At 72.6% G+C, this 14707-nt stretch carries 9 protein-coding genes; 3 read left to right on the top strand and 6 right to left on the bottom strand.

What is annotated here, in order from left to right; all coding sequences use genetic code 11:
• Positions 1-3: 3 nt before the first annotated feature.
• Positions 4-1380, top strand: coding sequence for an 8-oxoguanine deaminase (locus LMH63_RS09315; RefSeq protein ID WP_109677775.1), 1377 nt, complete (start codon positions 4-6; stop codon positions 1378-1380).
• Between the two features lie 33 nt (positions 1381-1413).
• On the opposite strand, the gene LMH63_RS09310 is transcribed toward LMH63_RS09315, so the two are convergent.
• The 3 genes from LMH63_RS09310 to LMH63_RS09300 are packed head-to-tail and all read right to left on the bottom strand — an operon-like array spanning position 1414 to position 5047.
• Positions 1414-2040, bottom strand: coding sequence for a class I SAM-dependent methyltransferase (locus LMH63_RS09310; RefSeq protein WP_109677773.1), 627 nt, complete (start codon positions 2038-2040; stop codon positions 1414-1416).
• Positions 2041-2047: 7 nt separating this feature from the next.
• Positions 2048-2716 (bottom strand): PAQR family membrane homeostasis protein TrhA, encoded by a 669-nt coding sequence (gene trhA, locus LMH63_RS09305; protein WP_109677771.1) that lies wholly within the window; start codon positions 2714-2716, stop codon positions 2048-2050.
• Positions 2717-2773: 57 nt separating this feature from the next.
• Positions 2774-5047 carry a heavy metal translocating P-type ATPase gene (locus tag LMH63_RS09300; protein WP_109677769.1) on the bottom strand — a complete coding sequence of 758 codons (2274 nt, stop codon included), beginning with the start codon at positions 5045-5047 and terminating at the stop codon, positions 2774-2776.
• A 101-nt stretch (positions 5048-5148) separates the two neighbouring features.
• Between LMH63_RS09300 and LMH63_RS09295 the strand changes: the two genes are divergently transcribed.
• On the top strand, positions 5149-5607 hold the full coding sequence (locus LMH63_RS09295; protein ID WP_109677767.1) for a MerR family transcriptional regulator: 459 nt from the start codon (positions 5149-5151) through the stop codon (positions 5605-5607).
• A 194-nt stretch (positions 5608-5801) separates the two neighbouring features.
• Here LMH63_RS09295 and LMH63_RS09290 read toward each other — a convergent pair whose 3' ends face one another.
• Positions 5802-7961 carry a hybrid sensor histidine kinase/response regulator gene (locus tag LMH63_RS09290; RefSeq protein ID WP_109677765.1) on the bottom strand — a complete coding sequence of 720 codons (2160 nt, stop codon included), beginning with the start codon at positions 7959-7961 and terminating at the stop codon, positions 5802-5804.
• 81 nt (positions 7962-8042) lie between these two features.
• The gene (locus LMH63_RS09285; protein ID WP_146205190.1) at positions 8043-9680 is read right to left on the bottom strand and encodes a hypothetical protein; all 1638 of its coding nucleotides are present in this window, start codon (positions 9678-9680) and stop codon (positions 8043-8045) included.
• A gap of 281 nt (positions 9681-9961) precedes the next feature.
• Here LMH63_RS09285 and LMH63_RS09280 point away from each other — a divergent pair, with 281 nt between their 5' ends.
• Entirely contained in the window at positions 9962-10903 is a 942-nt protein-coding gene (locus LMH63_RS09280) for a carbon-nitrogen hydrolase family protein (protein ID WP_109677761.1), read from the top strand.
• A 254-nt stretch (positions 10904-11157) separates the two neighbouring features.
• Here the strand turns inward: LMH63_RS09280 and LMH63_RS09275 are convergent, their stop codons facing one another.
• On the bottom strand, positions 11158-14403 hold the full coding sequence (locus LMH63_RS09275) for an SNF2-related protein (RefSeq protein ID WP_109677759.1): 3246 nt from the start codon (positions 14401-14403) through the stop codon (positions 11158-11160).
• Positions 14404-14707 lie beyond the last annotated feature (304 nt).

Genomic DNA, 14707 nt, shown 5'->3' with positions numbered 1-14707 from the left:
CCCATGTCCGGTGACGACGGGAACACTCTGCTGCTGCGCGACGCCGGGGCCGCGCTGGTGGATACGGGCAACGGCCCGCAGCTGCAGCGCGATATCAGCCTGCTGCTGCGCGACGGCTGGATCGAGCGCATCGGTCCCGCCGCCGAGCTGGCCGGCCACGCCGCCGCCACCATTGACGTCAGCCGGCACGTGCTCGTCCCCGGGCTCATCAACACCCATCACCATTTCTTCCAGACGCTCACGCGCTGCTGGCCGGCGGCACAGAGCCTGGGGCTCTTCGACTGGCTGCGGGCCCAGTATCCACTCTGGTCCCGCATCGACCCGCCGGCCCTGCACGCCGCCGCACGGGTCACCGCGATGGAGCTGCTGCTCTCGGGCTGTACCACCAGCGTCGACCACGGCTATTTCTGGCCGAATGGCTGCCGTGTCGACGACGTGATCGAGGCGGTGGCGCCGCTCGGGCTGCGGCTGCATGCCTGTCGCGGCGCCATCTCCCTCGGTGCCAGCCGCGGCGGCCTGCCCCCGGATGAAGCGGTGGAGGAGGATGACGCCATCATCGCCGACTGCGAGCGCGTCCTGGCCCGCTACCACGACCCCGCGCCGGGCGCGATGCTGCGCATCGCCCTCGCGCCCTGCTCGCCGTACTCGGTCACCCCGGCGCTGATGCGCAGCACCGCCGCACTGGCCCGCCGGCATGGCGTCGGTCTGCACACCCATCTGGCCGAGAGCCGCGAGGAACGGGACTTCTGCCGGCGTGCGCTCGGCACCACGCCGGCCGGCTACGCGGAATCCCTGGAGTGGGTCGGCGCAGACGTCTGGTTCGCCCACGGCATCCACCTCGACGCCACCGAGCGCCTGCGCCTTGGCCACCATGGCTGTGGCATCGCCCACTGCCCGTGCTCCAACATGCGCCTCGGCACCGGCATCGCCCCGGTACGCGCTCTGCGCGAGGCCGGACTGACGGTGGGCATCGGCACCGACGGCGCCGCTTCCAACGACAGCAGTCACCTCCTCCAGGAGGCCCGCCAGGCGCTGCTGCTGCAGCGCGCCGGGGGCGGCGCGGGCGCCCTCACGCCGGCGGAGGCGCTGGAGCTGGCCACGCGGGGCGGCGCCGCCGTGCTCGGGCGCCCCGAGCTCGGCCGCCTGGCCGCCGGCTGCGTGGGCGACATCGCGGCCTTCCGCCTGGACGACCCGGCGTTCGCCGGCGGCGCGGTGCATGACCCGCTGGCGGCGCTGGTGCTGAGCCCGCCGCCGCGGGCAGATCTGGTGTTGGTACACGGCATGCCGCGGGTTCGGGACGGCCGGCTGACAGGCGCCGATCCCCGGGACGCCGTGGCGGCGCTGAACGGCTGCGTGCGGCGACTCATGGACGCGCCATGAGCCTCCTGCCCGGCACCGGCGGCGACAGGCGCGCTACGCACCCTCCCGCCGCAACAGGAAGTAGCGGAAGGCCTGGGTCACGCCGCTTGGGGTCCGGTGCTGCTCCGCGCGCTCCTCGAGCAGGCGGAAGCCGCTGCCCAGGGCGGCGGTGAGGGCTTCGGCGTCGTAGCGGACCACAGGCAGGCCGCTGCAGCGCTCGGGACCGTCCGGCCCGAAGGTGGCCATGACCACGTGCCCGCCCGGGCGCAGCGCGGCCTCGAGGGATCGCCGATAGGCCTCCCGGTCCGCCGCATCGGTGAGGAAATGGAAGACGGCGCGGTCGTGCCAGAGGTCGAACGGGCGCTCGGGCCGGTACTCGCGCACATCGGCCACCAGCCAGTTCACCGCCGCCGCCGGCTCGCCGAGGCGGCACTGCGCGGCCTCCAGGGCGGTGACGGAGAAATCCAGAACGGTGATGTCCTGCCAGCCGCGTGCCAGCAGGCAATCCACCAGCCGCGACGCGCCCGCGCCCACATCCACCAGGGCGCTGTGCGGCCCGGCCCCGCTGGCCTCGATGAGCTCCAGGGAGCGCGTCGGCTCGGCCTGATACCAGCTCACCGCTTCCGGCGAGCGGGTGGCGTAGATGTGCTCCCAGTGGGCGCGATCGTCGGCCTCTGTCATGGCGTGCTCAGAGGTTGCCAGTGCCTGCGGGAACCACCACGCCGAGCAGCACGGCGGCGTAGTGGCAGCCTGCCGCCGCCATCACCATGCCGTGCCAGATCGCAGTATGGAAAGGCAGCCGTGAGCAGACGAACACCAGCACGCCCGCGGTGTAGACCACACCCCCGGCGACCAGCAGCACCATCGCCGGAAGGGCGAGCCCCGCCACCAGCGGCTTCAGCGCGGGCAGGATGCTCCAGCCGAGCAGCAGGTACAGCGCTATGGAGGCCCCGTAGCCGAGCCGGCCCGTGAGCTTCAGCCCCGCGCCGGCGAGCGCCAGGCTCCAGACGAAGGCCAGCAGCCCCACGCCCCAGGGCCCGGCGAGCACGGTCAGCGTGAAGGGGGTGTAGGTCCCGGCGATCATGAGGAAGATCGCCGCGTGGTCGAAGCGCTCGCGCCAGAGCAGCCCCTCGCCGCTGGCGCCCAGATGGTGGTTGGCCACTGCGGAGGCCACCAGCATCGCCAGCAGGCCGACGCTGTAGAGGGCAACGCCAACCAGCAGCAGCGCATCGTGCCGGCCCGCCGCCAGCCAGAGCAGCACGCCGACGCCGACCACGGCCACGCCGATGCCGACCCGGTGCAGCCAGCGGTCGGCGCACTGCTCGGCGGCGGAGTAGTCACGGCTCGCCAGCGCCATCGCGTCGCGCCTCCCGCCGGGTAGCCTACCTGCCCCCAGTGTAGCGGATCGCTCCGGTCAGCCGTGTGACGCCGCGTCGAGCGCCGGCGCCTCTGCGCCCGCCGCCGCAGGAGCCGATGGCGCATCGGCCCGCAGCAGGCGCAGGGCGTTCAGCACCACCAGCAGCGTCGTGCCCACATCCGCCGCAATCGCCCCCCACAGGCTCGCCATCCCCAGCAGCGCCAGCACCACGAACACGAGCTTGACGCCCAGCGCGGTAAACACGTTCTGGCGGATGACGCGCAGCGTCCGCCGGGCGTGGCGGACGAGCCAGGGCAGCCGGTCGAGCTCGTCGGTCATCAGCGCGATATCCGCGGTCTCGATGGCGACATCGCTGCCGAGCGCGCCCATGGCGATTCCGAGGTCGGCCCGTGCCATGGCCGGTGCGTCGTTCACCCCGTCGCCAACGAAGATCAGCGGCGAGTGGCGGCGGGCGAGCCGGGCCACGGCGTCCACCTTGCCCTCCGGCAGCAGCTCGGCCTCGATCCCGGTGAGGTCCAGCCCGCGGGCCACGCCCTCCGCCGTGCGGCGCTTGTCGCCCGTGAGCATGACGCGGGTGCCCACCCCGAGCCGGCGCAGGTCCTGCAGCGCCGCCGCGGCCTCCGGTCGGGGGCGGTCGGCGAGGGCGAAGAAGCCGACCGGCCCGGTGCCGTCAGCGACCGCCACCACGGTCTCGCCCGCGGCCTCGTGGGCGGCCGTGGCGGCCTCCAGCGCACGGGTGTCCAGCCCCCGCTCCGCCAGGAACCGCACCGCCCCGAGGGCCACCATCCGGCCGTCCAGCTCCCCGCTGACGCCCCGCCCGGGCGCCGCCACCACCGCGGACGCCTCAGCGGCCTGCCCGGCCGGCGCCGGCAGCGCCGCACGGATCGCCGCCGACAGCGGATGGCTGCTGTGGGCGGCGAGCGCCGCGGCGACGCGGTGCAGGTCGGCCTCGTCGCGCCCCGGCAGCGCCACCGCCGCGGTGACCCGGTGGCGCCCGGCCGTGAGGGTGCCGGTCTTGTCCAGCACCACCGCGCGCGCCTGTGCCGGCAGCTCCAGGAAGCGCCCGCCCTTGATCAGCACCCCGTGGCGGGCCGCGCTCGCGAGCCCCGCCACCATGCTCACCGGCGTGGAGATCACCAGCGCGCAGGGGCAGGCGATCACCAGCAGCACCAGGGCGCTGTAGACGCCCTCGGCGAGGGTCCACCCCGGCAGCCAGGGCAGGATGAAGGCCGTGGCGAGCGCGGCGGCGAACACCGCCGGCGTGTAGACGCGGGCGAAGCGGTCCACCCACTGCTCGGTCTCGGCGCGGCCGCCTTCGGCGGCCTCCACCAGATGCAGGATGCGCGCAAGCAGCGTGCCGTCCGCCGGCGCCGTGGTGCGTGCCTCCAGGGTGCCCTCGACGTTGACGGTACCGGCGTAGACCGTGTCCCCGGCCGCCTTCGCCACCGGCACGCTTTCGCCGGTGACCGCCGCCTGATCCACGCTGCTCGCGCCATCGAGTACCTGGCCATCCAGCGGTACCCGGTCACCCGGGCGGATCTGGATGCGGCTGCCCTCCGCCACCTCGGCCGCCGGCCGCTCGGCCCATGTGCCATCCGCAGTGCGCACGCGGGCAGTCTCCGGGCGCAGGTCCAGCAGCCGCTCGACCGCCCGCCGGGCGCGGCCGACGCTCCAGCTCTCGAGCGCGAGGGAGACGGCAAACAGGCACACGACCATGGCCCCTTCGAGCCATTCGCCGAGCACCATGGCACCGACGACGGCAACCGTCATCAGCACGTGCATGTCCAGGCGCCGCCGGCGCAGCGCGTACCAGGCGCGCACGGCGACGAATCGCCCGCCGGTCACGATGGCAGCCAGATAGAGCAGCAGCTCCGGCAGCGGCAGGCCTACGCCCTCGCCGCGCAGCAAGGAGCCGAGGCTGCCCTCCCAGCTCACCGCCACGTGATGCACCAGCGCGAGCACGATCAGCCCCGCGCTCGCCAGCGCCGCGCGCAGCGGGCGGCGGTCCGCGGGCCCCGCGCTCCCGGTGTCGCCGGCCGCTTCCGGGCGCGCGGTCATGCCCGTGCTGGCGACGGCCTCGCGAATGCGGGCGTCGCTCACCGGCGCCTCCGCGGGCACGCGCAGCCGCCCTCGCATCACATCGAAGCCGAGCCTCTCTGGATCGCCCACCAGCGGCCCGAGGGCCTGCTTCAGCGCGGTCACCTCCTGGGCACAGCAAAGCCCTTCGACGACGTAGACGCGTGCCCTGCCCCGGGTCGCCCCGTCGCCATCGGCGGACTCACAGGCGTCGGAACCGCAGCATTGACTCATCGGCCCACCTCCTCGTGAGGAGGCTACGACCTACAGCCGCTGTAGGTTCAAGGGTTACACTGTCGGGTGACACCCATGCGGCCCGACCCTGGAGGCACCCCATGCTGACCATCGGCGAGCTCGCCCGGCGCAGCGGCTGCTCCGCCCAGGGCGTGCGCTACTACGAGCAGCTTGGCCTGCTGCCGCCGCCGGCGCGCACCAGCGGCAACCAGCGCCGCTACCGGCAGGCGGATGCCGAGCGGCTGAGCTTCATCCGCCATGCGCGGGAGCTCGGCTTCTCGGTGGAGGCAGTGCGCGATCTGCTCGCCCTGAGCGACCACCCGGAGCAGCCCTGTGACGCCGCCGACGCCATCGCCGAGGCCCATCTCGCCAACGTGCGCTCGCGTATCGAGCGACTGCAGGCGCTGGAGGCGGAACTGCAGCGGATGCTCGCCGACCGCTGCGAGGGCCACGCGAGCGGCTGCCGGGTGATCGAGGCCCTGGCCGATCACCGCCGCTGCCGCACGGACCACGGCGCGCCCGCCGAGCCCGCCGGCGAGGCCCGGGTGAGCTCGCTGTAGGCGCCGCCACCCGCGGCGACCGCAGCGCCCCGTTCGCGGCGAGGGCGCCGCTCCCGGACGTTCGGATCATGCCAGCACGGCCAGAACTGCCCGCCTGGGGCGCGCCCCCGTGCTGAATCCCGCGCGAAGCCGGCCAGCACCACGGAGCGAAGCCGGCGTCGGCGGAGATCGGCGGCGCATGGCTGCGCCGGCGTTCAGTCCGTCGGCGGCCCGCACAGCGCCCGCAGCGCCGCGGCAAGCTGGGCCGCGCGGAACGGCTTGGCCAGGAAGGCGACGCCTTCCGGCAGGTCCGCCCCCGCCTCGCTGGCGCGGTCCGGGTAGCCGGAGGTCAGCAGCACGCGCAGTGCCGGCCAGCGCTGGCGGGCCTCGCGGGCGAGCTCCGGGCCGCTGAGGCCCCCCGGCATGACCACGTCGCTGATTAGGACATCAAAACCCGGCACTCCGGCCTCGAGGCGCTCCCTGGCGGCGTCGCCGCGGTCCACGGCGGTGACTGCGCAGCCGAGGGCCTGCAGCTGATCGACGACCAGCTGGCGCACGGTATCGTCGTCTTCCACCAGCAGGACCTGCAGGCCCCGGAGGGGGTCGGCGGACGGCTCCGCGCGGGGATTGCCCACCTCCGCCGCCGCTGGTACCGGGGCTTCGCCCTCCGGCAGGTAGAGCCGGAAGCAGGTGCCCTGCCCCGGTGTGCTGGCCATGGTCACCGTACCCCCGGACTGGCGCGCGAAGCCATAGAGCGTGCTGAGGCCAAGGCCACTGCCGCGCCCCGCCTCCTTGGTGGTGAAAAAGGGCTCAAAGGCGTGGCTCTGCACCTCCGGCGTCATGCCGGTGCCGGTGTCCGTCACCTCGATCACCACGTACGGGGCGTCGGCGGCGAGGCCGAGCGACTCGGCCTGCCGCGCATCCACCCGCTCGCGCACGGCGCGGATCGTCAGCCCGCCGCCGCCGGGCATGGCGTCCCGGGCGTTGACGGCGAGGTTGAGCAGCCCGGACTCGAGCCGGGTCGGGTCCACACTGACCCAGGCCGGCGGGCGCACGGGCTCGATGTGCAGCTCGATGTCCTCGCCGAGGGTGCGGGCCAGGATGCGGTGGGAGTCGTCGATCAGGCGGTTGACGTCGACGTCCACGGACACGGTGGCATGGCCGCGGCCGAAGGCGAGCAGGCGGCGGGTGAGGTCGGCGCCACGCTCGGCCGCGCGCCGGGCGGAGGCGATGCGGGCCGCATCGCGCTCGGGCAGGGCCGTGCCCCCATCCTCCAGCGCCTCCAGGCTGCCCAGAATGATAGTCAGCAGGTTGTTGAAGTCATGGGCGATGCCGCCGGCCAGGTTGCCCACGGCCTCCATCTTCTGGGCCTGCTGGAAGCGCTGCTCGGCGAGCTTGAGCTCGGTGATGTCCTCGGCGACGCCGACGATGCGATAGACCTCGCCGGCGTCATCCGCGATGGGCACGGCGCGGTCCCAGATCCAGGCGGTCGCGCCATCGGGGCGGATGATGCGGTACTCGATGTCGTAGCGGCCCTCGCGCTGCAGCGGCAGCGCTGCCTCGACGGCCGGCCGGTCGTCCGGGTGGATGGTCTCGAGAAACAGGGTTGGGCGCTCGTAAAGCGCCTGCGGCGGATGGCCCCAGATGCTCTCGAAGGCGGGGCTGACGTACTCCATCACCCGCTTGTCGGGGCTCGAGATCCAGAACACCTCGCGCAGATTCTCCGCCAGCTGCCGAAAGCGCGCCTCGCTCTCGCGCACCGCCTCCTCGCGCCGCCGGCGCTCGGTGATGTCGCGCACCACGCTCACCGCGTACCGCTCGCTGCCGTCGACGGTGAACATGGACACCAGGTGCTCGGTGGGGAACACGCGCCCGTCCCGGGCGCGCATGGTGAACTCGCCACGGTACGGCCTGCCGGCCGCCACCTCGCCGGCGCTCAGCGCCTGGAACTGCGCGAAGCTCGCCTCGTCCACGTGCAGGCGGCGCGTATCGGCGCCAGCCAGCGCCGATTCCGGATAGCCGAACAGCCGCTCGGCCTCCGGATTGGCATAGACGACCACCCGCTCGGGCAGCCGCAGCACCAGCACGGCATCGTCCAGGGACTCCACCAGCGTGGTGAAGATGCGCTCCCCGAACAGCCGGGTGTGGTAGGCACGCTTGAGCCCGTACCAGAGCAACCCGGAGGTGACGATGACGAAGCCCAGCCCCTTCAGCGTCTCCGCACGCAGCACGATGACGTCGTACTCGTAGCGCCAGGCGAGGCCGATGCCGCTGATCAGGATGTAGGCCGACGCCGCCACGAGGTAGACCAGCGCCACCAGGGTGTGGCGCCTGAGGCGTGGCTCGCGGGGCCGGGGAACCAGTGGGCTTTGCATTACGCGCAGGATAGCCGTTCTCGGCGCCGCCTGTCGGGCGCGGTGCCGGGACGCCTGTGGTGCTCGCCCGCGATGGCGACGCTACTCCACCACCTGCACCCCGGCGTGCCGCTCGGCGTTGGACATCAGCGGGCAGTTGGCACTGAAGTACTGGCCATCGTTCATGCTCCACTGATCCTGCGGCCGGTCGCGCAGCTCCGCGCAGCGGCGGTTCACCCCGGCCAGATGGCGGTCGTAGGCCTCGTCCCAGAGACTGATGCTGATGCGGCCGGTGTAGCCCTGATGCCGCACCGCGGCGTGCAGGATATCCGTCGCGAAGACCTGCAGCCCCTGGCCGTCGCGCCGCCAGGTCATCAGCCGCCCGGAGCCGCGCAGGCTCTCGACGGCGTCCGGCGGCCCGAAACGCTCTGTCAGCGCGGCCGCCACGGCCGCGGTATCCAGCGCCGGGCGGAAGTACTCCGTGTAGTCGAGCTGGCCGACGGCATCGCCCATGGTCCGTAGCTCGACGAACGCGTCACCCCGACCCCAGGCGCGGGTGAAGAACGGCGACATCATCTCCTCGTAGCCCAGGCGCTGGCGCAGGTGCTCGAGCACCTCGCCCTGCGCCGTGTCGGGCGTGAGGCCGACCAGCGTGAGGGTGCCGGGACCGTCGCCGGCAAGGACCTCCGCCAGATGGGCGGCGATCCCGCCGTCGGCCGGCGCCGCGGGCGCCTGCTCCCCAGCCGGCCGGCCGGGACGGCCGGCCTGAGCTTGCTGCTGGCGGGCCCGTTCCGCCTGGGCGCGGGCGGCCCGTTCCTGCGCCGCGCGAGCCTCGGCCGCCTGGCGGGCGGCGCGCTCCCGCGCCGCGCGTTCCTCGGCTGCCCGGGCGCGCTCGGCCGCGTATCGGCGCTGGCGTTCCGCCTCCACGGCGGCGAGCACGGTGCGGCGCCGCTGCTGCACCTCGCCGCGGAACGCTCGCCCCGCCTCCGCCGGCAGCTCGTTCAGACGCGGCGAACGCTGAAGCTCGTCCAGCCGCCGCAGCCCCGACTCGTCCTCGGGCACGGCCGCCAGCTCCGCGCGCAGCGCCGCGAGCGTCGCCTCGCGCTCCGCCGCCACACGCGCCGCCTCGGCCGCCAGCGCCGCCCGCCGCGTCTCGAGACGGGCGACCAGGGCGTCCACCTCGGCGCCGGTCAGGTACGGCCGGGCGCGCTCCACGTGGCGGATCCAGTTGGGCACGCCCCGCAGGCCGTACCGCTCCGGCGCGGCGGGCTCCCCGCGGAAAACGTCCTGGGTCAGGGCGAGCTGCGCCGGCAGGCGCTCATCGGCCCGCCGCTCCAGCAGCCGCTCGACCGTGGTCTCTATCCTCCCCCGCTCCTGCTTCATGCGCACCAGCGGCCGCCGCGCCCCGTCCAGGGCCTTGATCGCATCGTAGAGCTGACGCGCCCGCGCCGGCTGATCCCCCGGCACCTCGCCGCGGCAGTCGTTGAGCTGACGCCGCAGGGCGGCCACATCCTGGCGTGACCAGGCATCCGCCGGCGCCCCCGTCAGCGGCACCACGACCTCCGGGCGCAGCAGCGTCGTCACCTCGACCGCCTCGCGCAGCGCGAACGTCTCCCCGGGTTCCAGGGTCCCCGCCCACTCCTCCAGCGGCCCACAGCCGGGCAGCTCGAAGGCGTGCAGGGCACTCCCCCAGTGCAGGCACAGGAGCGCCACGAGCGGCGCAGCAAACCGGCAACACATGATCCCCCTCCCGATCCCCCGCCGTGAGCGCGCCCCGCGCGCGCCCGCACCCCCGGACGGAACAACATCGAGCGTAGTCAATCGGTTACGTTTTTCCAGGGTGAATGAGCGCACACCCTGGGAGCGCGATGCGCAGCCCGAGAACCGGGTCTCTGGGTGGCCCGCGAATGGCCCGCTGCCCGAGCGGCAGCGCCGGTGAGGCGGCGAAAACCGCGTATGCTAGGTAGAGGTTCCGCGTCCGCGTGAACCGCCGCAGGGGCCTCCCTGCCGAGGATCCCCCGATGACCACCCGGATCGCCGTGATCCAGAAGCCCCCGGTGCTGCTGCAGCGGGACGCCACCATCGAAGGGATGCTTGCTTCCATCGACGAGGCCGTCGGCGCCGGCGCCAGGCTGCTGGTGTTTCCCGAGGCCTACATTCCGGGCTATCCCACCTGGATCTGGCGGCTGCGGCCCGGGGGCGACATGGCCCTCTCCAGCGAGATCCACGCACGCCTGCGCGCCAACGCCGTCGACCTCCGCGGAGAGACGCTACTCCCCATCCAGGACGCCGCCGCCCGTCACGGGGTGACCCTGGTCACCGGCATCCACGAGATCGACAGTCAGTACAGCGGCACCACCCTGTTCAACACCGTGGTGGTGATCGGGCCCGACGGCCGCCTGCTCAACCGGCATCGCAAGCTCATGCCGACCAACCCAGAGCGCATGGTCTGGGGCATGGGCGACGGCAGCGGCCTGAACGTGGTCGACACCCCCGCCGGGCGGCTCGGCAGCCTGATCTGCTGGGAGTGCTACATGCCGCTCGCCCGCTACGCGCTCTACGCCCAGGCGATGGAGATCTTCGTCAACCCGACGTGGGACGCCAGCGACACCGCCCTCGCCACCCTGCGGCACATCGCCAAAGAGGGCGGCTGCTGGGTGATCGGCACCGCCACCGCCATCCAGGGCAGCGACCTCCCCGCCGACTTCCCCCAGCGCGATGCGCTCTACACCCCGGACGAGTGGATCAACGTCGGCAACGCCGTCGTCATCGCCCCCTCCGGCGAGATCGCCGCCGGCCCGCTCAACCGCGACAAGGGCATCCTCTACGCCGAGATCGACACCGAGGACGCCCGGCACGCACGGCGCTCACTGGACGTCTGCGGGCACTATGCGCGGCCCGATGTGTTCTCGCTGACGGTGAATCGAAGCCCGCAGACACCCGCGACGTTCTCCGACCCTTAAAGAAGCACTGATCCATTCCCGCAGGCCGGAACTCACTGCCAGTCCTAGTGCGCATGGCGCACGCGGATGATGAAGACATCGCGGCTGAGGCGGTAGCTCATTCGGCGTTAGGTCAACTGTTGTCCGCCCGCCGCAATGCCTCGTCACGCAGCTCATCCATCGCGCGAGTCCCGGCGCCGCTACGCAAGCCCTCGTCGACGAGCTCCTGCATCTGCGCCACTTTTAGAGCACGAAATCAGTGGGCGCCGACGATCTCACTCCGGCACCCCAATAATCGCCGCCCGCACGCGGCGCTCCAGCGCGGGGAGCGTGCCGATTCCCTGCACGGCCTCGATAATGCGCTCGGGCGGGATGCGGTCGGCCCCGGTGAGATCCCGGCGCAGATCCCGCAGCAGCAGCGGCCGCCGCCGGCGGCGCCCCTCGGTGAGCTTGCGGTACCACACGGGGCGAATCAGATCGAGCCAGGTTTCGGCGAGGGCGTCCCAGTCCGGCGGCGCCTCCGGATCGGGATGCCGCAGCGCGTCGAGCAGATGGTCGCAGGCCTCGAGCTCGGACTGGCGTTGCGCCAAGGCCGCCTCGTGGCGGTAGTGGTCCAGCACATGCTCCATCTCCGCCAGCGCCTTCTGCTTTTTCAGCGGCAGCATCTGCCGCTGGGCGGCCGGCAGGCGGTCGATGAAACGATTCAGCCAGTCCGCCGCCCCGCGGTCGAACGGGACGTCTTCCGGATTCTCCGCCAGCGCCTCGCGCAAGGCGCCCGACACCGCGGCCAGATCCGTCAGCGGCCCGCCACCGCCCGCCGGGAACATCAGCCAGTTGGGCGCCTGCGCGCCGGTACCCCCCAGGCAGAAGAACGCCCAGGAGCGCTCGCTGCGCACCAGACAGACCCGTGAGGAGACCTCATCACCATCCGGGGTGCGGGCCTCCCCGGCCTCGGCGTCCACCAGCGCGCTGGGACCCTGGATGAGCCGTCGCACGCTGGAGAAGGCGTCCTCGATGCCATCCCAGCTCGCCTCCGCGTTGAGCGACTCCTCGATGCGCTGCACCTGCTGCTCGGCATCCACCGCCTCGCGGTGAGTGTCCGCCATGCCCTCCGGCAGCGGCATGTTCGCCCCGATCAGCGCCTCGACGGTCTCGTAGCGCTCGATAAAGCGCTCGTCCGCCCGCAGGGCGAACTCCGGGGCATCCTTCGGCCACCACACGTCGATGCGCTCGTGGGGGCTGTCCATGCGGTCCACCCGCCCTACCCGCTGCTCGGCGACGCGCACCACGCTCGGCATGTCCAGATGCACCATGCAGCCCGCCTGCTGCAGGTTGATGCCCTCGGCCATGCTGTCCGAGCAGAGCGCCACGATGCCGCGATCCGCGGAGCCCAGGCGAAACCGCTGGTTGACCTCGCCCCGCCCCCGTGCCTCGCTCCCCGAGGCGAGGATCGACTTCGCGCCAGCGGCACCCGCCAGCAGCCGCTGCATGAGCGCCAGGGTGACCGGGCGGCTGTCGAAGGCCACCAGCAGCCCGTGGGAGCGCAGCAACGTCTGCAGAAACGTGGCCTTGCGGCGTTCCCGTGCGTCGCTCATCGCCAGCACCAGGGCCTCGATTTCCCGGTAGATGCGGCGGTCCGTCTCGCAGGCAGCGCGGTGGCGCTCCGGGTCCGTCAGCCAGTCCGGCAGCGGGATACGCAGCCCGTTCTCCGGCGGCCGGCCGGCGAGCTCGGCCAGGGTGCTCAGGACATCGCCCGTGGGCGTCTTGTGTAACGTCGCCTCCAGGCCGAAGGCCTCGGCGGCATGCACTGTGCCTCGGATATGCTCCAGCAATGCGGCGCGGCTGGAGCGCAGCGCCGCCATCACGATGTAGGCGGGCAGCTTGCGGGCGGCGCTGAGCCGGGAGGCGAGATACTTCTCCTCGCTCCACCCCTCCTGGCGCAGCACACCGGGCATCTGGATGCGCCGATGCAGATAGGCGACGCCGCAGAGCTGGTCGGCGAGCTCGCGTATCTGCCGCGCGCGGTCCCGGTCCGCGGCCGTCTCCTCCAGGGCGTAGAGCCGTGAGCGGTGCTCCGGGTAGCGGCAGCGCTCGCCGTAGGCGTTGCGATAGGCGTCCGGATCGCGGTCGATCATCCGGTTGAGCTCCGCCTTCGTCCGCCGCACGGTGAAGCGGCGGATCTCGCGACGCAGCAGCGCGAGCTCCTCCCGGGAGAGGGTGCGGTCCACCCGCTCCCGGCGCAGCATGCGCTCGAATCGCTTGAGCGTATCCGGGTCCAGATTGTCCGCACCGAGCATGTCCACCAGGCGCAGCAGATCCTGGGCGCTGCGGTTGATGGGCGTGGCCGTGAACAGCACGGTGTGGTCCGCCATGTTGTTCAGCAGCGCCCGGGTCCGCCGCGAGCGGGCGTTGAGGAAGTTGTGCGCCTCGTCCACCGCCAGCACCTGCGCACGGCGGACCTGATCCTGGATGGACGATCCCGCGTCCCCGCCACCCCGGCTCAGCTGCCCGTGGGACTCGGTGAGCAGCGGCAGCGAGCACTCCCGCGCCTCGTCCCGCCAGGTCTCCTGCACCGCCGGCGGGCAGACCAGCAGCGGCTGGCCCTTGCGGATCCGCTGATGGGACCAGATGCGGTCCATCACCGAGCGCACCAGGTGCGCCCCCATGCGCGTCTTGCCGGAGCCGGTGGCATCCGCCACCAGGACGCTGCCGGCGTTCTGGATCACCCATAAGGCCCGCGCGATGCCCTGGCGCTGGCTCGGCCACAGGGGCAGCTCCCTCGCATAGCCCTGCATGCGCAGATACTGCTCCGCCCACTCCCCCTCGAGCAGCTCCGTACAGGCCCGCAGCAGCGCCTCACGCCAGCCGACGAAGCGCAGCATCGCCTCCAGGAGCCGGCACAGCTCGCTCCCGTAATCGCGGGCGGAGGCCCAGTAGTTCTCCGCCAGCTGCCAGATCTCGCGAAAGCGCGACTCACCCGCGGTGAAGCGGGCGTTCGCCTCCAGATTGCGGCTGAGCCCACCCGCGGTGAAATTGCTCGAGCCCAGCGTCACCGCCGCCTCCGTGCAGTAGAGCTTCGCGTGCAGCCGGGCGCCGTCCACGTAGCGCGCCTCGATCTCCCCGGCGGCAAGCCGCTCCAGCACGGCGATGATCGCCCCGCAGAGCCGCAGCGAGACGCCCTGGCGCTCCCAATAGCGCCGCACCTCCTCCGGAAACCCGCCGCGGAACGGGAAGCTCACCTCACGGCTGGGAAAAGGCTCCGCCCCGAACAGGATCCGCACCCGCCGCCCCGGCCGCGGCTCCTCGGCGAGGAAGTCCAGCAACCGGTCCAGCGACGCATAGCCCACCACCAGCAGCGGCTGCTCCGCCGCGCGCAGATCCCGCAACACCTGCTCCGAAACCTTGTTGCGTCCCGCGTTATGCGGCACAGACTCGGGATCCGGCCAGCGGCGACCGCCGAGACGCGCGACCACGTCCTCCGGGCGGTCGAAAAGGCTGATCTGCGGGGAGTCATCGGCCATGCGCGGAGTCTACCGCCACCTCAACCCCACGCGCAGGAAGGCAGGGGCGGCTGACTGTTGGCGATCAGGCCCAGTTGGGCTCACAACGGCCTGCAGCCAGGGCAACGGCAAGCTTCAACATCTCGGACGACGCAGTGGCGTCTTTCAATGCAACGCTCCCCCGGTAGAACAGAGGAACCATCCGCGCTGGGCTGATACGCAAGGCAGCAGAGCGGAAGACGAGCTGTCGCCTCGGCGCTAGACGTACCCGTCTCCCCAGATAACGTCCGAGGTAGGGGGAGACGGAACCGGCCGGGTCGCGAAT

The organism is Spiribacter halobius, from assembly GCF_020883455.1.
GTDB lineage: Bacteria > Pseudomonadota > Gammaproteobacteria > Nitrococcales > Nitrococcaceae > Sediminicurvatus > Sediminicurvatus halobius.
Note: the sequence above shows the minus strand (reverse complement) of the source record. Positions and strands in the feature narration are given on the sequence as shown.